Source organism: Herbiconiux liukaitaii, from assembly GCF_041927495.1.
Lineage (GTDB): Bacteria > Actinomycetota > Actinomycetes > Actinomycetales > Microbacteriaceae > Herbiconiux > Herbiconiux liukaitaii.
This window is the reverse complement of record NZ_JBHFHG010000003.1, coordinates 97,399-121,542: the sequence shown is the minus strand read 5'-3', so window position 1 is coordinate 121,542 and position 24,144 is coordinate 97,399. Positions and strand designations below refer to the sequence as shown.

General features: G+C 71.9%; 17 protein-coding genes and 1 pseudogene. 8 read left to right on the top strand and 10 right to left on the bottom strand.

The window, feature by feature from the left end:
• Nucleotides 1-47 precede the first annotated feature (47 nt).
• Nucleotides 48-302: pseudogene (locus tag ACEXQC_RS04965) on the top strand (twin-arginine translocase TatA/TatE family subunit); the annotation flags it as partial.
• Nucleotides 303-547: 245 nt separating this feature from the next.
• On the opposite strand, the gene ACEXQC_RS04960 reads toward ACEXQC_RS04965, so the two are convergent.
• The 4 genes from ACEXQC_RS04960 to ACEXQC_RS04945 are packed head-to-tail and all read right to left on the bottom strand — an operon-like array spanning nucleotide 548 to nucleotide 4,602.
• Complete coding sequence (locus ACEXQC_RS04960; RefSeq protein WP_374819112.1) at nucleotides 548-1,537, bottom strand: hypothetical protein; 990 nt, start codon at nucleotides 1,535-1,537, stop codon at nucleotides 548-550.
• Nucleotides 1,534-2,715, bottom strand: coding sequence for a P-loop NTPase (locus ACEXQC_RS04955; protein ID WP_374820125.1), 1,182 nt, complete (start codon nucleotides 2,713-2,715; stop codon nucleotides 1,534-1,536). Before ACEXQC_RS04955 ends, ACEXQC_RS04960 begins: the two co-directional genes overlap by 4 nt.
• A 23-nt stretch (nucleotides 2,716-2,738) precedes the next feature.
• The gene (locus ACEXQC_RS04950) at nucleotides 2,739-3,260 is read right to left on the bottom strand and encodes a DUF1003 domain-containing protein (protein ID WP_374819111.1); all 522 of its coding nucleotides are present in this window, start codon (nucleotides 3,258-3,260) and stop codon (nucleotides 2,739-2,741) included.
• Complete coding sequence (locus ACEXQC_RS04945; RefSeq protein ID WP_374819109.1) at nucleotides 3,244-4,602, bottom strand: magnesium transporter MgtE N-terminal domain-containing protein; 1,359 nt, start codon at nucleotides 4,600-4,602, stop codon at nucleotides 3,244-3,246. Before ACEXQC_RS04945 ends, ACEXQC_RS04950 begins: the two co-directional genes overlap by 17 nt.
• Before the next feature lie 81 nt (nucleotides 4,603-4,683).
• On the opposite strand from ACEXQC_RS04945, the gene ACEXQC_RS04940 reads away from it, so the two are divergent.
• The gene (locus ACEXQC_RS04940) at nucleotides 4,684-5,181 is read left to right on the top strand and encodes a YflT domain-containing protein (protein ID WP_374819107.1); all 498 of its coding nucleotides are present in this window, start codon (nucleotides 4,684-4,686) and stop codon (nucleotides 5,179-5,181) included.
• On the opposite strand, the gene ACEXQC_RS04935 is transcribed toward ACEXQC_RS04940, so the two are convergent.
• Complete coding sequence (locus tag ACEXQC_RS04935) at nucleotides 5,178-6,716, bottom strand: aminopeptidase P family protein (protein ID WP_374819105.1); 1,539 nt, start codon at nucleotides 6,714-6,716, stop codon at nucleotides 5,178-5,180. The two genes, ACEXQC_RS04940 and ACEXQC_RS04935, sit on opposite strands and share 4 nt — an antisense overlap.
• Nucleotides 6,717-6,755: 39 nt before the next feature.
• Between ACEXQC_RS04935 and ACEXQC_RS04930 the strand changes: the two genes are divergently transcribed.
• Nucleotides 6,756-7,631 (top strand): PHP domain-containing protein, encoded by an 876-nt coding sequence (locus ACEXQC_RS04930; protein ID WP_374819103.1) that lies wholly within the window; start codon nucleotides 6,756-6,758, stop codon nucleotides 7,629-7,631.
• Nucleotides 7,632-7,715: 84 nt separating this feature from the next.
• Here the strand turns inward: ACEXQC_RS04930 and ACEXQC_RS04925 are convergent, their stop codons facing one another.
• Nucleotides 7,716-9,404 (bottom strand): DEAD/DEAH box helicase, encoded by a 1,689-nt coding sequence (locus ACEXQC_RS04925; RefSeq protein ID WP_374819101.1) that lies wholly within the window; start codon nucleotides 9,402-9,404, stop codon nucleotides 7,716-7,718.
• A 208-nt stretch (nucleotides 9,405-9,612) separates the two neighbouring features.
• Here ACEXQC_RS04925 and ACEXQC_RS04920 point away from each other — a divergent pair, with 208 nt between their 5' ends.
• Complete coding sequence (locus ACEXQC_RS04920) at nucleotides 9,613-10,329, top strand: ferritin-like fold-containing protein (RefSeq protein WP_374819098.1); 717 nt, start codon at nucleotides 9,613-9,615, stop codon at nucleotides 10,327-10,329.
• Between the two features lie 87 nt (nucleotides 10,330-10,416).
• Here ACEXQC_RS04920 and ACEXQC_RS04915 read toward each other — a convergent pair whose 3' ends face one another.
• Together ACEXQC_RS04915 and ACEXQC_RS04910 are read right to left on the bottom strand one after the other, a co-directional pair.
• Complete coding sequence (locus ACEXQC_RS04915; protein WP_374819095.1) at nucleotides 10,417-10,731, bottom strand: hypothetical protein; 315 nt, start codon at nucleotides 10,729-10,731, stop codon at nucleotides 10,417-10,419.
• A gap of 10 nt (nucleotides 10,732-10,741) precedes the next feature.
• Nucleotides 10,742-10,966, bottom strand: coding sequence for a DUF3107 domain-containing protein (locus tag ACEXQC_RS04910; RefSeq protein WP_374819092.1), 225 nt, complete (start codon nucleotides 10,964-10,966; stop codon nucleotides 10,742-10,744).
• On the opposite strand from ACEXQC_RS04910, the gene ACEXQC_RS04905 reads away from it, so the two are divergent.
• Together ACEXQC_RS04905 and ACEXQC_RS04900 are read left to right on the top strand one after the other, a co-directional pair.
• On the top strand, nucleotides 10,947-15,572 hold the full coding sequence (locus ACEXQC_RS04905) for a PD-(D/E)XK nuclease family protein (RefSeq protein WP_374819090.1): 4,626 nt from the start codon (nucleotides 10,947-10,949) through the stop codon (nucleotides 15,570-15,572). The genes ACEXQC_RS04910 and ACEXQC_RS04905 overlap by 20 nt on opposite strands.
• A gap of 167 nt (nucleotides 15,573-15,739) precedes the next feature.
• Entirely contained in the window at nucleotides 15,740-19,162 is a 3,423-nt protein-coding gene (locus ACEXQC_RS04900) for an ATP-dependent DNA helicase (protein ID WP_445451969.1), read from the top strand.
• Between the two features lie 70 nt (nucleotides 19,163-19,232).
• Here the strand turns inward: ACEXQC_RS04900 and ACEXQC_RS04895 are convergent, their stop codons facing one another.
• Nucleotides 19,233-20,294: a phosphotransferase gene (locus ACEXQC_RS04895; protein WP_374819084.1), complete on the bottom strand. Its 1,062-nt coding sequence runs from the start codon at nucleotides 20,292-20,294 to the stop codon at nucleotides 19,233-19,235.
• Between the two features lie 60 nt (nucleotides 20,295-20,354).
• On the opposite strand from ACEXQC_RS04895, the gene nudC reads away from it, so the two are divergent.
• On the top strand, nucleotides 20,355-21,500 hold the full coding sequence (nudC, locus tag ACEXQC_RS04890) for an NAD(+) diphosphatase (protein WP_374819081.1): 1,146 nt from the start codon (nucleotides 20,355-20,357) through the stop codon (nucleotides 21,498-21,500).
• Nucleotides 21,497-23,266, top strand: a complete 1,770-nt coding sequence (locus ACEXQC_RS04885; RefSeq protein WP_374819078.1) for an ATP-dependent helicase — start codon at nucleotides 21,497-21,499, stop codon at nucleotides 23,264-23,266. Before nudC ends, ACEXQC_RS04885 begins: the two co-directional genes overlap by 4 nt.
• Here ACEXQC_RS04885 and ACEXQC_RS04880 read toward each other — a convergent pair.
• On the bottom strand, nucleotides 23,229-24,092 hold the full coding sequence (locus tag ACEXQC_RS04880) for a hypothetical protein (protein WP_374819075.1): 864 nt from the start codon (nucleotides 24,090-24,092) through the stop codon (nucleotides 23,229-23,231). The two genes, ACEXQC_RS04885 and ACEXQC_RS04880, sit on opposite strands and share 38 nt — an antisense overlap.
• Nucleotides 24,093-24,144 lie beyond the last annotated feature (52 nt).

The window sequence follows — 24,144 nt, the reverse complement described above, 5'->3', positions numbered from 1 at the left end:
ACAGGTACGGCGGGCTGGGGCGGGGTCGGCGGCGGTATGATTCAGGGATGTTCGGGTTGACCTTCGAGAAGCTCCTGCTGATCGGAGTGATCGCGGTGTTCGTGCTCGGCCCCGAGCGCCTCCCCGGCTACGCCGCCAAGCTCGCGCAGCTCGTGCGCACCCTCCGCGACATGGCCAACGGCGCCAAGGAGCGGATGCGGGACGAGATGGGGCCCGAGTTCGACGACGTCGACTGGAAGAAGCTCGACCCCCGGCAGTACGACCCGCGGCGGATCATCCGCGAGGCCCTGCTCGACGATGAACCCGGCGGTGCGGGGGGTTCGACGTCGCCCTCGGTGCGGCCCGTGAGCAGGCCCGTGACCAAGCCGAAGCCGACCTCGGCCGGTGGGCCGGCGGCTGCGGCCAGTGCTGGTGCCGTTGCCGGGGCGGGTGCTGGAGCCGTGAGTCTCGACAAGGGCTCGGTGACGGATGCGGTGACGGATGGGGATGCGGAGACGGGCGCGGACACGGACGCAGACGCAGCGACCGCGTACGACTCCGAGGCCACCTAGCCCGCATCCTCCACGGCGAAACCGCAGCTCGACGCGATGAAGTCGTAGAGCGCGACCCGCAGGGTGTCGCTCGGCACGACGTGCACTGTGCCGGTCCCGGTGCCGGTGCCCGTGTCACCTTCTGAACGCGTGACCTCGATCGGCAGCACCGTGCCGCGCTTGTCCTCGGCGATGGCGTGCGGATCGCAGCGGGCGGGCACGACGTCGATCTCGACGGCGACGGGCTGGTCTCCCGCGGCGACTGTGACATCGAGCGGCCAGTCGTCGCCCTCGGCGGGATCGAGGAGGATGGTGGGCCGTGCCGCCACGAGGGTGACCGAGGAACGAGACGGTTCCCCCGCACCGCCGGCGCCGCCTGCACCGTCGTCGACCGGCTCGACGTGCAGCGTCAGCCGCGCCACCGCCTCCCGCCCGGTGCCCGTGATCTCGAGCCGGTCGTCGAGCCGCAGGGTCGTGGTGTCGGCGACGGACTCCTCGAAGCAGTCCTCGCCCGCGATGCGCTCGAGCACCCCGAAGGGATCGGCCGGCGCTGCCGTGACGGTGCGCTCGGTGCCGTCGGCCTCGGCCACCGTGACCGTGAGCCGGGCGAGCGCCCCGTCCGGTGCCGGGCACACGGCCTCCCCGAGGGGCACGGGCAGCTGACGGATGAGACCGGCGGGCACCTCGGTGTGCTTCGACCAGTCGGAGGTCGAGGCGAACTGCGTCGACTCGAAGCGCGCCGAGACCACCGTGACGGGAGCGGCACCCTCGTTGGTGACGGCGAGCTGCAGCGTGCGTGTGGCGTAGTCGGGGCGGTTCTGCAGCACGGCGAGCCCGATCCCGTCGATCACCACGGCGGCGTCGGCGGTGGGACGAGGCGGCGAGGAGGGAGACGGGGAAGCGGACGGCGGGGCGGCCGCACATCCGCTCAACCCCGCGACGGCGAGGGCGAGGCACAGCCCGACCCCGAACGCTGCGGCGGCAGCCCGGGGCAGGCGGGCGCTCATGCCGGTGCGAGCCCCAGCTTGCGGCCGGCCAGGTCGCGCCCGCGACGCGCCATGCGCTCTGCCACGGCGGCGATGGCGAGGCTCGCGGGGTCGCTCGGATCGGCGAGCACCACGGGCGCCCCCGTGTCTCCACCGCTCCTGAGGGCCATGCTGATGGGCACCGAGGCCAGCAGCGGCACATCGGTTCCCTGCCGGGCGGAGAGCCGCGCGGCGACCTCGCCACCGCCTCCCGCACCGAAGATGTCGAGCACCGAGCCATCCGGAGCCACGAAGCCCGCCATGTTCTCGATCACGCCGTAGACCTTCTGCCCGGTCTGCATGGCCACGAGCCCCGAGCGCTCGGCCACGTCGGCGGCGGCGGCCTGGGGCGTGGTGAGCACGATGACGTCGGCGTTGGGCAGCAGCTGCCCGATCGAGATCGCGATGTCGCCGGTGCCGGGCGGCAGGTCGAGCAGCAGCACGTCGAGGTCGCCGAAGTACACGTCGGTGAGGAACTGCGTGATGGTGCGGTGCAGCATGGGCCCGCGCCACGCCACGGCGCCACCGGTGGCCGAGGCCTGCTCGGGATCGATGAACATGCCGATGGAGATGACCTTCACCCCGTAGGCGACGGGCGGCAGGATCATGTCGTCGACCCTCGTGGGCCGTGCGGCGACACCCTCGGCGTCGACGAGACCCAGGATGCCCGGGATCGAGAAGCCGTAGACGTCGGCGTCGACGAGCCCCACCGCGAGCCCGCGGGCAGCGAGCGAGACGGCGAGGTTGGCGGTGAGCGTGGACTTGCCCACGCCGCCCTTGCCGCTCGTGACCGCGTAGACGCGTGTGAGCGAACCGGGCCCGAACGGCATGACGCGCCGACCTCCTGGGCCGCGCAGCCGCTCGGTGAGGGCCGAGCGCTCCTCCTTGGTCATCACCGAGACGTCGACCGAGACCCCCGAGACGCCGGGCACGGTGGCCGCCGCCTCGCGCACGTCGCGCTCGATGGTGGCGGCCGCGGGGCAGCCCACGATCGTGAGCTTCAGGCCCACGGAGGCCGATCCGCTCTCGGAGACGGAGACGTCGCCCACCATGTCGAGCTCGGTGATGGGCTTGCGGATCTCGGGGTCGATCACGCGGGCGAGTGCGAGCCGCACCGCCTCCGCGAGCCCCGCATCCGCGAGTCCCGCATCCGGCCGCATCGGGCTCGACGGCACCGGGTCGGTCATTCCTTCGTCTCGGGGGTCTTCGCGTCGCGGTCGAGCTCCTCGAGCAGCGACCGCAGCTCGGAGCGGATGAACTCCTTGCTCGCCATGTCCTGCAGCGAGAGCCGCAGCGCCACGACCTCGCGAGCGAGGTACTCGGTGTCGGCGAGGTTGCGCTCGGCGCGCTGCCTGTCCTGCTCGAACTGCACCCGGTCGCGGTCGTCCTGACGGTTCTGCGCGAGCAGGATGAGCGGGGCGGCGTAGGAGGCCTGGAGCGACAGGATGAGCGTGAGCGCCGTGAAGCCGATGGCCGCCGAGTCGAACCGCAGCCCGGTGGGGCCGTATGTGTTGAAGAGGATCCAGATGACGCAGAAGAGCGTCAGCCCGAACAGGAACCACGGCGTGCCCATGGCGCGCGCGATCGACTCCGTGAAGCGACCGAAGCGGTCGCGGCCTTGCACGGGCCTGCGGGAGATGATGGGGGTGCGGCGCCCCTTGGGCGCGGCGAGGCCTGAATCCGGCCGGTTACCGAGTCGTGCCACGACGTGACCTCCTCTCGCGGATGCTCGGGCGTGCGATGGCTATGGATGCCGTGTCGGTGGACACAGCGGTGGGGGGTTTCTGGCCCTCCGCCGGGGGAGGCTCGTCGTCGTTGTCTATGCTCCGCCAGTCATCCGGCAGCAGGAAGTCGAGGACGTCGTCGATGGTCACCACCCCGACGAGTCGGTGGTTGCCGTCGACGACGGGCACCGAGACGAGGTTGTAGCTCGCGAGGATGCGCGAGACCACCGCCGCGCTCGTGTCGGCCGTCACGGGCTCGAGACCCTGGTCGAGGAGGGTGCCGAGGCGCTCGTGCGGGGGATACCGCAGCATGCGCTGGAAGTGCACCATGCCGAGGAAGCGGCCGGTGGGCGGCTCGTAGGGAGGAAGGGTGACGCAGATGGCGGCACCGAGCGCCGGGGCCAGCTCGTGGCGGCGGATGAGGGCGAGACCCTCGGCCACCGTGGCGTCGGCGGAGACGATGATGGGCTCGGTGGTCATGAGTCCACCCGCCGTGTCGGGGGCGTACGCGAGGAGCATGCGCACGTCGTCGGCCTCTTCGGGCTGCATGAGCTCGAGCAGGTGCTCACCGCGCTCGTCGGAGAGCTGGGCGATGAGGTCGGCCGCGTCGTCGGGCTGCATCTGGTCGAGCACGTCGGCGGCCCGGTCGTCGTCGAGCTGGGAGAGGATCTCGACCTGCTCGCTCTCGGGCATCTCCTCGAGCACGTCGGCGAGACGGTCGTCGGGCAGCTCCTCGGCCACCTCGAGCATGCGCGCCTGCGGGAGGTCGAGGAGGGTGTTGGCGAGGTCGGCGGGCTTGAGGTCGCTGTAGGTGGCGATGAGCTGCTCGGCCGACTGGGCCTGGCCCACCGAGGTCTTCTCCACCACGTCGTCCCAGGTGGCGAACACCGTCGCGCCCTTGGCGAAGGGGGAGGGGCTCGTCTTCGGGCGGCGCACGAAGAGCTGGGCGACCGCCCACTCGCCGGGGCCGTGCTCCTCGATCGAGACGTCCTCCACGATGGCCTGGCCGGAGGCGTCGCGGAACAGCACGGTGCGGCCGAGCATCTCGGCGATCACACGCACCTCGCCGCCGCGCTGCTCGAAGCGGCGCACGTTGATGAGGCCGGTCGTGATGATCTGGCCGCTCGAGATGCTCGTGACCCGGCCGATCGAGACGAACACACGACGACGGCCGGGGATCTCGACGATGAGGCCGACCACGCGCGGCGGGTCGCTCTTGCGGTAGACCACGAGCACGTCGCGCACCTTGCCCAGCCGGTCGCCGGCGGGGTCGAAGACGGTGCACCCCGCGAGCCGGGCGACGAAGACTCTGGTGGCACTCACGACTACTAACCTAGACCGTCCCGCTGATTGCGCCCGGGAGGATGCCAGGGTGCGGCAGGGGCCGCGTGGGAGGATGGACGGGTGACCGAGACGCCTCCGCAGCCGCGCCGGGGCCGAGCCCTGTTCCCCGCCATCCCCCGCGGTGAGGTGGTGGCCACGTTCGAGGCGTACAGCGACGCCCAGGCCGCCGTGGACCGGCTCGCGCGGGCGGAGTTCCCGGTGCGCGAGGTCTCGATCGTGGGCAGCGACCTCAAGAGCGTGGAGAACGTCACGGGGGCGCGCAGCTACCCGCGGGCCGCCCTCAGCGGAGCGCTCTCCGGCCTCTGGGTGGGTATCTTCCTCGGCCTGCTGTTCGTGCTGCTCGATCCCGAGAGCGCGACCCTGCCGTTCGTGGGGGCCGCCGCCCTCATCGGTGCGGGCTTCGGGATGTTCTTCAACATCGTGGTCTACAGCCTCAGCCGTCGCCGACGCGACTTCACCTCGGTGATGCAGGTGGTGGCGTCGTCGTACTCGGTGATCGTGAGCCCGGAGCACGCCTCCCGCGCCCGTGCCGCGCTCGACGCACCGCCCGCGCCCTAGGCGTTCGTGGCCTGATCCCTCATCCACTGCTCGACGTCGTCGGCAGTCCGGGGGATACCGAGGGAGAGGTTCTCGGCTCCGTCGGCCGTCACGAGGATGTCGTCCTCGATGCGCACGCCGATGCCGCGGAACTCGGCGGGCACCGTGAGGTCGTCGGGCTGGAAGTAGAGGCCCGGCTCGATCGTGAACACCATGCCGGCCTCGAGCACGCCGTCGAGGTACAGCTCGCGCCGTGCCTTCGCGCAGTCGTGCACGTCGATGCCGAGGTGGTGGCTTGTGCCGTGCACCATGTAGCGGCGGTGCTGCTGGTTGTCGGGCTCGATGGCCTCCTCGGCGGTCACCGGCAGCAGGCCCCACTCGGCCGTGCGGCGCGCGATGACGGCCATGGCGGTCTGGTGGATCTCGCGGAACCGGATGCCGGGCCGCACGATGGCGAACGCCGCGTCCGCCGCCTCGCGCACGGCCTCGTACACCTGCCGCTGCACGGGCGTGAAGGTGCCGTTGACGGGGAGGGTGCGCGTGATGTCGGCGGTGTAGTAGCTGTCGAGCTCCACCCCGGCGTCGATGAGGATGAGGTCGCCTGGCACGACGGGGCCGTCGTTGCGGGTCCAGTGCAGGATGCACGCGTGCGGGCCCGAGGCGGCGATGGTGTCGTAGCCGACCGTGTTGCCGTCGAGGCGGGCACGCGTGGTGAACACGCCCTCGACGAGGCGCTCGCCGCGCTCGTGGCCTGAGCTCCGGGGGAGGTCGGCGATCACATCGTCGAAGCCGCGTGCGGTGGCGGCGACGGCCAGGCGCATCTGCTCGATCTCGTAGTCGTCCTTCACGAGGCGCAGTTCGGAGAGCACACGTTGGAAGTCGGCGTCGGCCTCCTCGCCTGCGCCCGCGGGCAGGTCGCCTCCGGCCTCGCGCACCACGAGGGTGGTCCGGTCGAAGACCACCGAGTCGAAGTCGGCGATGCCGCGCGTGGGGAGCTCGAGGTCGCTCGCGACCTGGGCGAGGGAGGGGCGGGGACCGATCCAGAACTCGCCGATCTCGGAGTTGGCGTAGAACTCGTCGCTGTCGCGGCCTGCGCGCTCGCGGAAGTAGAGGGTGACGGTGTGGGCGGGGGTGTCGCCTTGGTTCGGCTCGAAGACGAGGAAGGCGCCCGGCTCGGAATCGGAGCCCCAGCCGGTGAGGTAGGAGAAGGCGGAGTGTGCGCGGAACGGGTAGTCGGTGTCGTTGGAGCGCTGCTTCGGGGCGCCGGCGGGCACCACGAGGCGCTTGCCGGGGAAGGTGGCGGAGAGCTTCGCCCGGCGCTTCGCGGCGAAGGGGGCCTGCTCGCGGGCAGGGGGGAACGGCTCGTCGCGCTCGGCCCAGCCACTCGCGATGTAGTCGCGGAAGCGGTCGGAGGAGGGGGTCGTGGAGCGGTTGGCGGTGGCGCGCGGCTCGGGGGCGGCCGTGGCGGCGGCCGGTGCGGTGGTGGGGGCTGCGGTTTCGGTCTCGGTCGTGGTCTCGCTCGTGGCGGTCTCGGCCGCGGTGGTGGCATCGTCCATGCATCCATTGTCCACCTCGGGACTGGCTAAAATGGAGGGATGTCTTCCGATCGCCAGTTCAGGGGGCCGGTCGACCTGCACACGCACAGCCGGGTGTCGGATGGCACCGAGTCGCCCGCCCAGCTCGTGCGCGCCGCCCGCGAGGCGGGCCTCGGCACCGTCGCAATCACCGACCACGACTCCACAGCCGGCTGGAGCGAGGCCTCGCACGCCGCGCGGGAGAACGGCATCACGCTCATCCCCGGCATGGAGCTCAGCACCCGGGTGGGCTGGTCGAGCGTTCACCTGCTCGCGTACCTCTTCGACCCGACGAATGCGCGCCTCGTGGCCGAGACGTCGCGCATCCGCGAGGCTCGGCTGCTGCGCGCCGAGGAGATGGTGCAGCGCATCGGCCACGACTACGACCTGGCCTGGGAGGACGTGGTGGCGCAAACCACCCCCGGTGCCACCGTGGGGCGCCCGCACATCGCCGACGCCCTCGTGGCGCGGGGCTTCGCCCCCAATCGCAGCGCCGCCTTCGCGGGCATCCTGCACTGGCGCGCGGGGTACTACCAGCCGCACTACGCACCCGATCCGCTGCTCGGCATCCAGCTCGTCACCGCAGCGGGGGGCGTGCCCGTGATCGCTCACCCCGCCACCGTGAGCCGTGCCGACCTCGCCCTCGAGGATCGCCTCGGCGACTACGTCGACGCCGGGCTGTTCGGCCTCGAGGTCGACCACCGCGAGAACACCCCCGAGGGCCGCGAGCACCTGCTGACGCTCGCCGCCCACTACGGCCTCGCGCTCACCGGGTCGAGCGACTACCACGGCGAGGGCAAGCCCAACCGCCTGGGGGAGAACACGACGGCGCCGGCCGTGCTCGACGCGCTGATCGCTCGGGCGACCGGGGCTGAGCCGGTCTGGGGTCAGGTGTGACGAGTAAGTACTGAAATGAAGAGGACCGACGCCCTATACGGGGTCGGTCCTCTTCATTTCTGTACTTACCGGGCGCAGCGCTCGCTACTCGGGGCGCGGAGCGCGGTTGCGCGAGCGGCTGCGGCGGCGCGGGGCGCTGTTGCCGTCGTGGTGCTCGGAGCCTGCGCCCGTGGAGGTCGACTCGGTGGAGGCACTCGTCGACGCGGGGGCGTCGGAGGTGCCGCCGGCGAGGGAGCCGCTCGTGATGCGGTTGCGGTTGCGGCTGCGCGAGGCGCCGCCGTCGCCCGCGGTGGTGGGTGCGCTCGAGCCTGCGGTCGACGCGGAACCCGAGTCGCCCGAGGTGGAGGGGGCGCCGGAGCGCCCGCCGGAGCGCGAACCCCCACGGCCGCCGCGCTCGCCGCCGGAGCGTTCGCTGCGCTCGCCGCCGCCGGTGCGCTCGCTGCGCTCGCCGCCGCCGGTGCGGTCGCCCGATCCGCTGCGCTCGCCCGAGCGGGGGCCGCGCGAACCGCCACGGCCGCCGCGGTCGCCACCGCGGTCGCCCGAACCTGATCCGGATCCCGAGCCCGTGCCGGCCTCGGCCGAACGGGTGCTCGCCCGCAGGCGCCCGCGGGTGCCCTCGGGGATGTCGAGGTCGGTGAAGAGGTGCGGAGACGAGGAGTACGTCTCGGTCGGCTCCGGCTGCCCGAACTCGAGCGCGCGGTTGATGAGGGCCCACTTGTGCAGGTCGTCCCAGTCCACGAAGGTCACCGCGATGCCGGTCTTGCCCGCTCGGCCTGTGCGGCCGGCGCGGTGCAGGTAGGTCTTGTCGTCATCCGGGATGGTGTGGTTGATCACGTGGGTGATGTCGTCGACGTCGATGCCCCTGGCTGCGACGTCTGTGGCGATCAGGATGTCCTTCTTGCCGGCCTTGAACGCGGCCATGGCGCGCTCGCGCTGCTCCTGGTTGAGGTCGCCGTGCACGGCGGCGGCGTTGAAGCCGCGGTCGTTGAGCTCCTCGACGAGCTTGGCGGCGGCGCGCTTGGTGCGCGTGAACACCACGGTCTTGCCCCGGCCCTCGGACTGCAGGATGCGGGCGATGACCTCGTCCTTGTCCATGTTGTGGGCGCGGTAGACGAGGTGCTTGATGTTGGCCTGGGTGAGGCCCTCATCCGGGTCGGTGGCGCGGATGTGGATGGGCCGGTTCATGAATCGGCGCGCGAGCGCCACGATCGGGCCGGGCATGGTGGCCGAGAAGAGCATGGTGTGGCGCTCGGGCGGCGTCTGCGCGAAGAGCTTCTCGATGTCGGCGAGGAAGCCGAGGTCGAGCATCTTGTCGGCCTCGTCGAGCACCATCTCCTGCACCTTGCCGAGGTTCAGCAGGCGCTGGCCGGCGAGGTCCAGGAGTCGCCCGGGGGTGCCGACCACGATCTGCGCGCCGGCCTTGATCTGCTCGATCTGGCCCTCGTAGGCCTTGCCGCCGTAGATCGACACGATCTTCGTGTTGCGGTTCTGAGCGGCGAATTCGAGGTCCTCGGTCACCTGCACGCAGAGCTCGCGGGTGGGCACCACCACGAGCGCCTTGACGCCGGGCTCGGGGTCGAGACCCAGGCGCTGGATGAGGGGGAGGCCGAAACCGAAGGTCTTGCCGGTACCGGTCTTGGCCTGGCCGATGATGTCCTGGCCCGCGAGGGCGAGGGGGATCGTCTGCTCCTGGATGGGGAACGGTTCGAGGATGCCCTTGGCTGCGAGGGCGTCGACCATGTCCTGGTCGATGTTGAGTTCACTGAAAGTCACGTGGATACCTGTCGTCTGTGCGGGGCCGCCGCGGAGAACGGTGCTGCGATGCAGCGAAGCGTGATGACCGACGATGGCGTCGGAGGGCGGCGATTGCCCCGAGTTTCGTCAGGGCCCGGGTCGAGTTTAGTCGACGAGGGCCTGTGAGGGCCGCAGCGCGCCGCTGATCAGGCCTTGCGGCCGTTGGCCGGACAGTAGGATGAACGTCGTGCTCGAGTTCCTCCGCCGCCCGAAGGTGCGCATCGACATCCCGCGGCTCAAGCCCCGGGACGACGTGGCGAGCTACCCCAAGGTCAACCTCGCGGAGCTCACTCCGGAGGTGCTGCCCTACCTCGGTCAGGCCGCGTACGTGCAGCTCGCCATCTTCGAAGAGGTGTCGGATGCGATCGCGTCGGCACCCACGGTGGCGGCCAAGCAGTCGCTCGCCTCCGCCGCGAGTCAGGCGCTCGACAAGCACGAGCGGCTCGTGGCCGAGATCCGCCGCCGGGTCGACACCCCCTCGGAGGTCATCGAGCCTTTCACCACGGGGATCGACCGCTACCGGCTCGTCGTCAAGGGCGGCGACTGGTTCGAGCAGCTAGCGAGCGTGCTGCTGACCGCCGGCATCCTCGACGACTTCTTCAAGCTCCTCGCCGCGGGGCTGCCCGGTGACATCGGGCCGAAGTGCGTCGCGATCCTCGACGCCGACACCGGGCGCCGTGCCATCAGCGAGATCCTCGCCGACGCGATCTCGGTGGACCCCGTGCTCGGATCCCGGCTCGCCATGTGGGGGCGGCGCGTGGTCGGCGACACCCTGCTGGTGTGCCGGTCCGCCATCCACCTCACCGGCAACCCGGAGTCGGACGAGCAGCGGATCGAGCCGGTGTTCACCGAGATGATCGCGTCTCACACGCGGCGCATGGACTCGCTCGGGCTCACCGCCTGACGGGTCGCCGCCTGATGGCTCGCCGACGCGTGGTCGCTCGGGCCCGCTGCCCGGCTCGCTCGGGCCCGCTGGCGGCGGCCCGGCCCGTCAGCGAACGGGAGTGAGCGGGGCCTTGCCGGAGAGCAGATCCTGAAGGCGCTGCTCGTCGTGCGCCTTGCGGAAACGACCGATGAGGATGTCGGCGACCACCACGGCCACGCCGGTGAGCACGAGGCTGATCACCCAGATCCACCCGCCGTCCCACTCGAGGCCCGCCCAGGTGAGCGCCACCCAGACCACCGCAGCGACCGCGCCGCCGATGGCCGGGATGAGCACGACGCCGTGGCGATCGCGATCGGGCAGGCCGTAGCGCGCCGCGAGACCGAGGATGACGCCACCGATGGTGATGAACAGCAGTTCCATGGCTCGGAGGTTAGCCCACGAAGCCGACGCGGCGCGACTCTTCGCTGCCGATCTCGACGTAGGTGAGCGCGGTCGTGGGCACGACGTAGACCTTGCCCTTGCTGTCGGTGAGGGTCACGTGCGTGCCGGCCGAACCGAGCGCGTCGGCGACGATCTTCTCGATCTCGGCGGGGGACTGGCTCGACTCGAAGTTGAGCTCACGGGGCGAGTTGGCGATGCCGATTCGGATGTCCACAGGAATGCCTTTCAACGTCTTCGTGGTCGATGTCACGGCCACGTCATCAGGTTACGGCACCGGTGGGCGGGGTTTGGCTTCGGGGTGGGGGTGGGGATGTTGCCGTGAGCGAACAGTCGTTGTGCAGGAGTGGATGTTGCCGTTGCCGTTGCCGGGGCCGGGGCTTGGGGATGGGGCTGTGGGGGTCGGGCGCGGGGGTGGTGCGCTCGGGGTGGGGTGTCGTGGGGTGGGTCGTCTGTTCGAGTCATCTCCCGCGTCCGCTGTGCGGACGCCCGCCAGTCCCGAGCCAATGACTCGAACAGACGACCCACCCCACGACACCCCTGCCGTGATGCGTGGCTCGGTGCTTTGCACCATTGCGGGTGCGGGTGCGGGGGCGGGTGCGGGTGGGGGTGTGCGCGTGTGGGTTCGGGACGGGGTGTCGGTGGGGGGAGGTAGTTTTGGGGGCGTGTTGGGACTTGGGCTTGATGGGCGGCAGGGGGAGGTTCTGGCTGCCGGGGCGGGGGAGTCCTTCGCTGTTGTGGGGGCGCCTGGGTCGGGGAAGACGACCGTGTTGTTGGAGCTTGTTGCTGATCGGGTGCAGAGGCTCGGGTTCGCGCCTGAGGAGGTGCTGGTGCTGGCGCCCTCGCGGCAGGCGGCTACTCGGTTGCGGGATCGGGTGGCGTTGCGGCTCGGGGTTCCGAGCAATGGGCCGTTGGCGCGGACTGCGAACTCGGCCGCTTTCGAGATCGTGCGGCGGGGGGCTCGTGGGGGCGGCTCCGGCGTGGGTGGGGCGCCTGGATCGGGCGTGCTCGGGGGTGCGGGCGGGTCTGCCCGGCCCGTGGCACTGCTGACTGGGGCTGAGCAGGACAGGATCGTGGCGGAGCTGCTGCAAGGTGGCATCGACGACGAGCAGACCGGTACCGCCCGCGTGGTGTGGCCCGAGAGCCTGCCGGCGCAGGTGCGGAGTCTGCGGGAGTTCCGCACCGAGCTGCGGGAGCTCCTCATGCGAACCACCGAGAACGGAGTGTCGCCGCCGGCGCTCGTCGAACTCGGGCGGCGGGGCGGTATTCCGGAGTGGGAGGCCGCTGGGGCGTTCTTCGCCGAGTACCAGGCGATCCTCGAGTCGTATGACACCGCTCACCTCGACTCCGCCGAGCTGCTGGCCGAGGCCCGCCGCCTGCTGCGCGACGAGCACCGCGCCGCCACCCGCTTCACCGAGAATCCGCCCCGCTCGGGTGATACCCACGACCCCGGCCGTGCGGCCGGCCCAGGTGCCCCGAACGGCTCGAGCGGACCGGACGAAGCGGACGTGGCAGATGGTGCAGCCGGCGCGAAGGCCGCTGTGACCGCTGCAGGGGCGATGCCTGGCGGCGGGGTGGCTGCTGGTGCCGCGCGGATCCGACTTGTGGTGGCTGACGACTTTCCCGAGTACTCGGTCGGGGCCGTCAACCTCGTGCGGGAGTACGCCCGCGGTGGGGCCGCGGTGGTGGCGTTCGGTGATCCGGATACGGCGACGGCGGGGTTCCGCGGATCCGATGTTCGGGCGCTCGGGCGGCTCGGGCAGACGCTCGGAGTGCCGACCGCTCCTACGATCGTGCTGCAGACCACCTACCGCCAGCACGGCGCCCTGCGCGAGCTCACCCAGCGCGTCACCGAGCGCATCGGCACCGCCGCCGCGGGCCTCCAGCGCCGCACCCACGAGCCGCACCCCGCCCCAGCCCCCGCGTCGGTCGAAGTGGGCCCCGCCGAGCCCCACCCCGTGGCAGCTCCTGCGGCAGTAGTAGCTGGCCGCGCCGAACCGCGCGCCGCGGCAGCCCCTTCGGCGGGAGGAGAGACCTCCACCGAGCCGCGCCCAGTGGCCGTGCCAGCGCCGGTGGCGGATGGCCCCGCCGATCCGCCAGCTGGAGCGGCCGACGCGGGTCGGACATTTCCTCGGGCGAGTGGGGTCGCAGGCGCAGCCGCCGCCACGGTTCAGGCGAGCGGAATCTCGGCTCACGGTGCGGGTGCGGGGCGGGGGCGGGAGGGGCGGGTGCTGCGGATTCAGGCGGAGAATCGGACGTCGGAGATCGCCACCATCGCGCGGCTGCTGCGGGAGCGGTTTCTGCTCGAGGGCACGGAGTGGTCGCAGATGGCGGTGATCGTGCGGTCGGGATCGCTCGTGCCCGCCATCGCTCGCGGGCTCGCGCTCGCCGAAGTGCCCACGCGCACGCTCTCGGCCGTGCAGGCTCTGCGCGACGACTACGCGGCCCGCCACCTCGCCGAAGGGCTCGCGCTCGGCATCGGGCGGCTCGAGCTGACGGCCGAGACGGCGAGCTCGGTCATCCTGGGCCCGCTCTGCGGTGTCGACGCCGTGGGGCTGCGCCGACTGCGGCTCGCGCTGCGACACGACGAGCTTGCGCACGGCGGATCCCGGCACTCCGACGAACTGCTGTGCGAGGCCGTGCTCATGCCGGGCGTGCTCACCACGATCGACTCCGCCCCCGCTCGACGGGTCGCCGCCCTCGGCACCACGCTCGCGATGCTCCGGGCGAGCTTCGAGGCGGGCGCCACCGTGGAGGAGCTGCTGTGGGAGCTCTGGCAGCGCACCGGGCTCGCCAGCCGGTGGGGTGCGCTCGCCGCGGGCACCGGCATCCTCGCCGATGAGGCCAATCGCAACCTCGACGGAGCCGTCGCCCTCTTCACCGCCGCCCGCCGCGCCGTGGAGCGTGAGCCGGATCGGCCGGCCGAGCTCTTCATCGACGAGTTCCTCACGGCCGAGGTGCCCGAGGACACGCTCTCGCCGCGGTCGCGTGCCGACTCGGTGCTCGTCACCACGCCGAGCGGGGCGGTGGGAGTGGATGTCGACGTGGTGGTGGTGGCGGGGCTGCAGGAGTCGGTGTGGCCGAACCTCCGCCTCCGCGGTTCGCTCCTCCACGCCCAACGCCTCGGTGAGGCCGCCCTCGACGCGCGCCTGGCCGGCGGCGCAGACGTGCGCGGCAGCGGTGCGGACTCGTGCCTCGGGGATGGCGCGAACAATCGAATGACTGGTGCCGCCCAGCTCGGTGGCTCCACGGTGCCGAGCGGCGCCGCCGATCTAGGTGGCGGCACACGTGCGGGCGGCGTCGAGGGGGTGGACGTGCCTCTGGGCGGCAGCGTGGAGGACGTGCGGGGCGGCGAAGCGGGCGCGCGGCTCGGTGGGGACGGCGATGGCGGTCGCAGGGGGAGCGGCGGTGGGGCCGGGACTCGGGTCGAGGACTCTCGGGCGGAGGTGCTGTCGGACGAGCTGCGGATGTTCGCGCTCGCCGTGTCGCGGTCGCGGCGGGTGACGGTGCTGAGCGGGGTGGCCAACGACGACGAGCAGCCCTCGGCGTTCCTGGCGCTCGCGCCGGAGGCCGAGACCGTGAAGCCGGTGCGGCATCCGCTTTCGCTGCGCGGACTCACCGGCCACTTGCGGAGACGACTGGCCGAGGACGGCGATCAGCGGGCCGCTTCGGCGCTCGCGCGGCTCGCTGCGGAGGGCGTGCCCGGCGCGCATCCGCAGAGCTGGTACGGACTGCTCGAGGCGTCGACCGAGGAGCCCGTCGTCGACCCGCTCGATGAGGAGGCCGTAGTGCGGGTGTCGCCGTCGCGCATCGAGGCGTTCGAGGAGTCGCCGCTCATGTGGTTCGTGGATCAGGTCGCGGGCGGGGCGAAGGGCCTCGCGGCGGGGATCGGCACGATCGTGCACTCCGTCATGGAGCAGCTGGCGGCCGACCCCGATACCGATCCGAGCCCTGAGGAGCTGCTGCGGCGCTCGGAGGAGCGGTGGAAGGAGCTGCGATTCGAGGCACCATGGATCGAGGAGCGCGAACGGCGCGCGCTAACCACGAAGCTCGAAGGACTCTCCGACTACCTGCGCGGCTTCTCGGTCTCGGGCGGTGAGCTGCTGGGCGCCGAGGCGGGCTTCCGCTATCGGCAGGGGCGGGCCGAGGTGAACGGATCGATCGACCGCATCGAGGAGCGCGCCGACGGCACGGTCGTGGTGATCGACCTCAAGACCGGCAAGTACCCGGCCTCGCGCGCCGACATGCCCCGCCACGCCCAGCTCGCGAGCTACCAGCTCGCGGTGCACCGCCGAGCCCTGCGCCCGCCGGAGCCCCCGCGGCCCGCGTCTGACCCCGATCCGCTCGCTGCTACCCCACCCATGAACGACTCCGCGGCGCCCCACGACGGTGCCGGAGGCGGGCCCGACGCTGACGCTTCCGTGGAGGGTGCCGCGAGCGTGGCAGAGGCCGATGTGCTCGACAATGGTGCCGCGAGCGTGGCGGAGACCGACGTGTTCAAGGGTGGTGCCGCGAGAGTGGCGGAGACCGACGCGATCAAGGAGGGTGTGGCGGGTGGGGCTGAGGCCGATGCGTTCGTGGGGGGTGTCGTGGGTGGGGCGGAGCTGCTGTACGTGGCGAAGGGCGATAGGGACTCTCGGTACACGGTGCGTCGGCAGGAGGCGCTGGGTGAGGAGGAGCTCGGGGAGATCGCTTCGCGCATCGAGGCCGTCGCCGAGGGGATGGCGGCTGCCACGTTCCGCGGGGTGGCCGAGCCCGAGGAGCGCGACTTCCAGAACCGCTACGAGTACCGCATCCAGCTGATCAAGGCGGTCTCCGAATGAGCGACGCCCTCTTCGACCTCGACGACCTCGACCGCCCCGAGGCCTTCCGCCCACCCACGCCCGCCACCCCGCCGCCGGTGGCTGAGGAGCGCCCGCCCGCTGCTGAGCGACCGCCGGGTGGGGATGACGCGCCGGATGCGGATGGCTCGCGGGGTGAGCGTGACGCGATGGGTGGGGAAGACGCGATTCGGGAGGGTGCCGGTCGCGGTGCTGCCGGCGGGGAGCGGCCTCTGCTGTCGGCGGCGCGGATCGCGGAGCTGCTCGAGCTGCCGCCGCCCACGGCGCAGCAGCGGGCCGTGATCGAAGCCCCGCTCGACCCCCGCATCGTGGTGGCAGGCGCCGGCAGCGGCAAGACCGAGACCATGGCGAACCGCGTGGTCTGGCTCATCGCCAACGGTCTCGTGCGGGTGCCCGAGGTGCTCGGCCTCACCTTCACGCGGAAGGCCGCCGGCGAGCTCGCCGAACGCATCCGCAAGCGCTTGCAGCAGCTCGCCGACGCCCGCATCACCGACCTCGAATTCGACCCCTTCGACGCTCCCACGATCGCCACGTACAACGCCTTCGCCAACAGCATCTTCCGCGAGAACGCCGTCGTGATCGGCCGCGAGGGCGAGGCCGCCGTGCTGAGCGAGGCCTCGGCCTGGCAGCTCGCCCGCACGGTCGTGGTGGCGAGTCAGGATGAACGTCTGCGCGAGATGGACAAGTCCGTCGACGTCGTCACCTCCGCCGTGCTCGCGCTCAGCCGCGCGCTCGCCGAGAACGTGGTGCGACCCGCCGAGGTGATCGCCTACGCCGAGCGGTTCGGCGACCTCGTGGGCCTGCCGGCCGGCACCGCGCGCACCAAGGGTGTGCTCGCCGACATCGTGCGCGCCGTGGGCCAGGTCTCGATGCTGCCCCTGCTCGTGGATCTCGCGGAGGGCTACGCGGCCGAGAAGGTGCGCCGCGGCTACGTGGAGTACTCCGACCAGATCGCCCTCGCGCTCGCCATCGTGGAGGGCACGCCGCGCGTGGTGGGGGAGTACCGCGACCGGTTCCGGGTGGTGCTCCTCGACGAGTACCAGGACACGAGCGTGGTGCAGACCCGCCTGCTCTCGACCCTCTTCCGCGAGCAGGCCGTCATGGCCGTGGGCGATCCGCACCAGTCGATCTACGGATGGCGCGGAGCCAGCGCGGCGAACCTCGCCCGCTTCAACCACGACTTCGCAACCGATCCCGCGCGGGCCGGCGCGCATCCGTACGCCCTCTCCACGAGCTGGCGCAACCCGCGCATCGTGCTCGACGCCGCCAACGCGCTCGTGCATCCGCTCTCCGCCACCTCGGGCGTGCCCGTGGAGCAGCTCGGCCCGCGGCCCGGTGTGCGGGAGGGCACGCTCGCGGTCGCCTTCCGCGAGACCGTGGCCGAGGAGGCGCAGGAGGTCGCCGCCTGGTTCGCCGCCCAGCTCGCGGTGAAGGATGCCGACGGCGCGACCCGCTCGGCCGCCCTGCTCTGCCGCTCGGTCAAGAAGATCGAGCCGTTCACGGCCGCTCTCGACGCCCGCGGCATCCCGTACCACGTGCTCGGCATCGGCGGTCTGCTCGGCCAGCCGGCGGTCGCCGACCTCGTCTCGATGCTGCGCGTGCTCTACTACCCCACGGCCGGGCCCGACCTGCTGCGGGTGCTCGGCGGCGCCCGCTGGCGGATCGGCACCAAGGACCTCATGGCCCTCAGAGCGCTCGCCTCGTGGATCGCCCAGCGCGACCACCGCTTCCAGAAGCTCGACGCCGAAGTGGCGGATCGCATCCGCGGATCCGTGGTGGCCGATGAGGACCGCTCGGTCATCGACGCCCTCGACTTCCTCGCCACGGCCTCGCCCGAGCACGGCGCCCTCGTGGGCTTCAGCGAGATCGGGTTGGAGCGACTGCGCAGGGCCGCCGCCGAGTTCGCAGCGCTCCGCACGCGCGCGGGCCTCGGCCTCATCGACTACGTCGACCTCGTGCAGCAGGAGCTGCTGCTCGACATCGAGGTGCTCGCGAGCCCCCACGCGACCGCCGGCCGGGCGGCGCTCGACGCGTTCGCCGAGCAGCTCACCTCCTTCCTCGCCCTCGACCCCGCCGCCGGCCTGGGGGAGTTCCTCTCGTGGCTCGAGGAGGCCGAGAAGCGCGACAGGCTCGAGCCGCGCTCGGAGGAGCCGGAGCCGGGCACCGTGCAGATCCTCACGATCCACGGCGCGAAGGGTCTCGAGTGGGATGTGGTGGCGATCCCTCGCATGGTGGCGGGCGAGCTGCCCGGTGAGCCGATGTCGCGGCTCGGCTGGCTGAGCTTCGGCGAGCTGCCCTACGACTTCCGCGGCGACTCGGCCGAGCTGCCGTTCTTCGGCTGGCGGGCCGCCGAGACGCAGGGCGAGGTGAAGGCGGCGCTCGAGGAGTTCCGCACCGCCAACAGCGAGCACTACGCCGCCGAGCAGCGCCGCCTCATCTACGTGGCAGTCACGCGGGCGAAGTCGGAGCTGCTGCTCTCGGGATCGTTCTGGACGACGAGCGTCAAGAAGCCGCGCGGCCCCGGCCTCTACCTGCGCGAGCTCGAAGCCGGCGGCGTCATCCCCGAGGGCGTGCTGCCGGAGGCTCCCGAGCACGAGGAGAACCCGCTCGCCGAGGCGGAGAGCTGGGTGGTGTGGCCTCGGGATCCGCTCGGCGGGCGACGCTCCCGGGTGGCGATGGCGGCCGCGGCGGTCGTGGCGGCCGATCCTGACGCGCGCACGCCCTACGACCACGAGATCGAGGTGCTGCTCGCCGAGCGGGCGGCGCGGGGGGCCGAGCCGGTGCTCGACATCCCCGTGCGCATCCCGGCGTCGCGGTTCAAGGACTACGTCTCCGACCCGCAGAAGGTCGCGCGGAGCCTGCAGCGGCCCATGCCGGAGCGGCCGTTCCGGCAGACGCGACTCGGCACGCGGTTCCACTCGTGGGTGGAGAACCGGTACCGCGGTGGGGAGTCGGCGCTCCTGGGGCTCGACGAGCTCGACGCCTACCTCGACGAGCTCGAGCCGCTCGACGACGAGCTGGAGCCGATGGACGTCGAGCTGGGTTCGACGGATGCCGCGACAGTCGCGGATCCGGATGGAGCAGCGAACGCGGATGCCGAGCCGATCGCAGATGAGGAGCCGATCGCGGATGCCGGTGCGCTCGCGGATGCCGGATCCTCAACCCCACCCGAGTCGCTCGAGGCGACCGAGGAGCGCCGGCTGCAGGAGCTCATCGCGATCTTCGAGCGCTCGCCCTACGCCGCCCGGCAGCCCGTGGAAGTGGAGGTCGAGGTGCACCTCGTGCTCGCCGAGCGCGTGGTGGTCTGCAAGATCGACGCCATCTTCCAGGAGGGCGACCGCTTCGAGGTGGTCGACTGGAAGACGGGCAAGGCGCCGAGCGACGCCGCCGACCTCGAGCTCAAGCAGCTGCAGCTTGCCCTCTACCGCCTCGCCTACGCCCGCTGGAAGGGCATCGACGAGAACCGGGTCGACGCCTCGTTCTACTTCGTGGCCGACGATGCGGTCGTGCGCCCCGAACGGCTCTTCAGCGCGGTCGAGCTCGAACAGCTGCTCCGCGACTCGGCCCTCTGAGCCAAGCGCCAGAGCCGAGCCCTGAAGCAGAGCCCGGCGCGCGGGCCGCACACGGCACCGCGGATGCTGCCTAGTCCTCGGCGATCCGGTTCGCGTGCGGCGCTCCGGCCGACGTCGACGGGCTGTAGCTGCGGTTCGGCACAGGAGTGCGATCGAGCATCGCCTCCACGTCTTCGACCGCGAGCACCTGCCCGGTGTCGGTCGAGAGCGGGTTGAGCAGGTCGTTCTGCACCGTGGCTGCGAGGCCAGCGAGCATGCTCTCGCCATCCGCCACGATCGACTCGTCGCGAGAATCCACGCCGTGCAGCAGCCAGCGGGCGATCTCGAGCTCGGCGTAGAGCCGGGCGCGCTTCTGCAGCTGGTGGTCGGCGGGCTTCGAGAGCGCACCCTCGTAGGCGGCGAGCACACGCTCGGCGCTCGAGGAGCTCGAGGCGGAGTTGAGCCAGAACAGATCGAGCGCGGGGTCGCCCACACGCAGGTTCTGCCAGCCGATCACGCCCGTGACCTGATCTCCCACCACGAGGAACGACTCCGGTGCGAGAGCACCGTTCACGACCGTGGGCTGGAACTGCCACAGCGCACTGTCGTCGAGCGCGATGGCCCAGCGCGTGAGCAGCGCCTGGGGCACCTTGCCCGAGGCACCCGCGCGGTCGGCGAGCTTCTTGCTCGTGGCGGCGATCTGGGCTGCGGTGTTCGAGGGCAGCCCGGCATCCGACACCACCGAGGTGGGCAGCGAGTGCACGGCGGCGATGGCGCGACCGATGGAGTCGGAGGCGCTCTGCTCACCGCCGATGTCGTCGAGCGAGGCCGGTCGGCCCTGGATGTACTCGTAGACCACGGCCCTGGTGTCGCCCGTGGGCGCCTGACCGAGGTAGGCGGGGATGTCGAAGGGCAGCCGGGAGCGCACGCCGGGCGTGAGAGCGTTGAGCGCCACGAGGTCGCGCGACTGCTCGGCTTCGGCCTCGGGGCCCACGGGAACACGCACCACGTACTCCTCGCCGGAGCGCAGGGCCACCACGGCGGAGTCGAAACGGCCACCCGCCCACGACGTCAGGGCTCGGGTGGTGACGATGTCTGCCCCCGCGACGGCCGAGGTCGCGAGCGCGGCTAGAGTGAGGTGGGATCGCGCCATTCCCCTAGGTTAGGGCGGTGCCGCCCGGCTGCGGCTTCCGCCACGCACGATTGGTCAACCATGTCTCGAGCTTTCCAGTCCTCCCTCCCGCTCTCCCGGCATCGGATCGATCGGGATAACGCTGCGCGTCGCGACGAGGCGCTGCTGGACGCCAGGTGGTCGAGCCCCGAATCACGTGTGCTCGTGCTGCACCACGGCGCTGCGCTCGCGGCGACGGGCGCGGATCCGGACGGCTGGGACGGCTTCGGCCACAAGCCCACGAGCCGTGTGCGACCCGCGGTGGCGCTCGTGCCGACCGCCTCCCTGCCGGCATCGGTGACCGAGGCGGTGCTCGCCGACGGCATCCGCCTCTACCTCGGTCTCGCGCTTGGAGAACTCGATCCTGCCTCGAGCGACTGCCTCGCGCCGGGCGCTCCCGTCTTCGCCATCTCGCTCGACGACGATCAGGCCGAGGCCCTCGCCGCCGCTGCCCGCGACGCCGGCGATCCGGATCCCGTGTGGCTCAACCTGCGGCTCGTGGCCGCCGACCTCGACGACTCGGGGGCCGGCGTCTTCACCGAGGCGCTCGCCATGGTCAACTGGCACGCCACCCACACCCACTGCCCGCGCTGCGGGGCCGCCACCACCGTGGAGAGCGGGGGATGGGTGCGCCGCTGCACGGTGCAGCAGATCGAGCTGTTCCCGCGCACCGACGCCGCCGTGATCGTGGGGATCGTGGACGACCAGGACCGGCTGCTGCTCGGCTCGAACGCCCTGTGGGCGAACAACCGCTTCTCGCTGCTCGCGGGCTTCGTGGAGCCGGGGGAGTCGCTCGAGGCGGCGGCCATCCGCGAGATCGAGGAGGAGTCGGGGGTCGTGATCGACGACCCCCAGTACCTCGGGTCGCAGCCGTGGCCGTTCCCGGCGTCGCTCATGGTCGGGTTCCTCGCGACCGTGTCGGCCGACCACCCCGCCGTGCTGCGTCCGGATGGGGACGAGATCCTCGAGCTGCGCTGGTTCACCCGCGACGAGATCGCCGATCCCGAGAGCGGTGTGCTGCTGCCCGGTGCCTCGTCGATCGCGCGCGCCATCATCGAGCGCTGGTTCGGCGGGCCGCTGCCCGAGCTCGAGTCGACTGCGGCTGCGACTGCGACTCCCGTTTCTCCTGCGACCGCGACTGCGCCTGCGACTCCGGCCGCGCCCGCACCGAAGCCGGGGCGCGTGTGAGCGAGGCCGACGACCTGCTCGAAGCCCTCGACGCCGAGCAGCGTGTGGCCGCGCGATCCTTGCTCGGCCCGGTCTGCATCCTCGCGGGGGCGGGAACGGGCAAGACGAGGGCCATCACGCACCGGATCGCGTACGGAGTCGCCACCGGCGTCTACTCGCCCAACCGCGTGATGGCGCTCACCTTCACCTCGCGCGCGGCGGCCGAGCTGCGGTCGCGACTGCGCCCGCTCGGCGCGGGCGGTGTGGCCGCGCGCACGTTCCACTCGGCGGCGCTCGCCCAGCTCAACTACTTCTGGCCGCAGGTGATCGGCGGCGAGGCTCCGAAGATCGTGGAGAACAAGGCGCGCGTCATCGCGCAGGCCGCCGAGACCCTGCGGCTGCGGCTCGACACCGCGACGCTGCGGGATGTGGCGGGCGAGATCGAGTGGAGGAAGGTCGCCAACCTCGGGGTGGCCGAATACGAGCTCAAGGCGCGCAGCTCGCGCCCCCTGCCGTCGTCGCTCTCGGTGGAGCAGATGCTCGCGCTGCACGAGCGGTACGAGCAGCTGAAGGACGAGCGCCGCCAGCTCGACTTCGAGGACGTGCTGCTCGTGACGGCGGGCATGATCGAGACGGAGCCCTCGGTGGCCATCCAGGTGCGGGAGCAGTACCGCTTCTTCGTGGTCGACGAGTACCAGGACGTCTCGCCGCTGCAGCAGCATCTGCTGAGGCTGTGGCTCGGTGACCGGCAGGATCTCTGCGTGGTGGGTGATGCGAGCCAGACCATCTACTCGTTCGCGGGGGCGAGCGCCGACTTCCTGCTCGGGTTCGAGCGGCAGTACCCGAGCGCCACGGTGGTGATGCTCGAGCAGAACTACCGGTCGACGCCCGAGATCGTGGCGTCGGCCAACCGACTCATGCGGGGCCGCCCCGGGGCGCTCACGCTGCATGCCGCCGCGGCCGACGCGGACGCCGATGCGGGCGCAGACGCGGACACGGACGCACTCATGAGTCCCTCTGCCGCCGCCGGCGTTCACACCCCGGCGCCCGTCATCACTGCGTATCGGCACGACATCGACGAGGCGCAGGGGGTGGCCGCCGAGATCTCCCGGCTCATCGGATCGGGCACCGCTCCGCAGGACATCGCCGTGCTGTACCGCGTGAACGCGCAGTCGGCGGCGCTCGAGCAGGCCATCGGCGCGGTCGGCGTGAGCGTGCAGGTGAAGGGGGCCACGCGCTTCTTCGACCAGCCCGACGTGAAGCACGCCGTGATGGAGCTGCGTGCGGCCTCGGTCTCGATCGGCGACGAACCGCTCTTCAAGTCGGTGAGCGACGTGCTGCGCACGCGCGGCTGGTCGCAGGATCCGCCGGAGGGCACCGGTGCCGTGCGCGATCGCTGGGAATCGCTCAACGCACTCATGGGCCTGGCCGAGGGGATGCCTGCCGGCACGACGTTCCGCCAGTTCACCGACGAGCTCATGCACCGCCAGTCGTCGCAGCACGAGCCCACGATGCGCGCGGTGACCCTCGCCACGCTGCACTCGGCGAAGGGGCTCGAGTGGCCGGTGGTGTTCATCATCGGCGTCTCGGAGGGTCTCCTCCCCATCGGTCATGCGAGCGGCTTCGAGGGCGTGGATGAGGAGCGCCGGCTGCTCTACGTGGGCATCACGCGCGCCCGGGAACGCCTCGCGCTCTCCTGGGCGTCCATCGGATCGCGCCGCACAGGCGAGCGCGCCCCCTCCCGCTTCCTCACGGAGACCGGCATCCGCACCGCGGATGCCCCCTGAGCGTCTCCACCACCACGCCTCCGCCCACCACGCACCCGAGCGCTTCGAATCCGGGGCGGCGCACGCGGATGGCGCGGCGCCGCCACGGGCTGCGGTGCGCGGGCACCTCGAGTTGCTGAAGGGTGATCCGCGCCACGAGCACCGCAGCGGTGGCAGCCCCCAGCGCATCCGCCGACGGGGCGATGCGGCCAGCTGCCTGCGTGGCGATGGCCGTCCAGGCCGCATCGCGATCGACGCGCGCTAGCTCGAGGCACATCGCGCACGGCCCATGACCGGGCACCACCACAGGGCCCACCCGGATGGAGCGATCCCCGAACTCCACCAGCAGATGCGGCACATCGGCCCGCAACCACACCGCCGCCCGCCGCGGAGCCGTCGCGTAATGCGCCAGCACCACCACCAGATCCACCCCACCCCCCGCCGCGGCTGTGGGGGTGGGGGCTGCCGGGCGGAGTTCTGTGCCGGCCGGGGGTGCGGGCTCTACGTGGGCGCCGAGCTGCTCGAGGAGGTTGGCTACCGCCACCGCGGGCGCACCTCCGCCGTCGAGGAGGATGCGACGGCCGAGCAGCGGGTGCGCGGGGTGCGGGTCGCCCAGCACCTCCCGCAGCTCGTCGACCACCTCGCCCACGCGCTCAGGCCCGATCCGCCGAGCCGAGGCGAGAGCGTCGAGCACCGGTCGCGACACCCCCGCGGTGGCCAGCCCCAGCACCACCTCGAGCTCGGGCGAGACGGGGTCGACCTCGAGCACGGGCTCCTCCACCCCGAACTGCAAGGAGGAGGGCGTGCGCCAGACCAGCGGATGATCGGGGTTGAGTCGGAGCACCATCCCGGCATCCTGCATCACCCGACCTCCCCGCCGGAGGTTATCCACAGCCGAG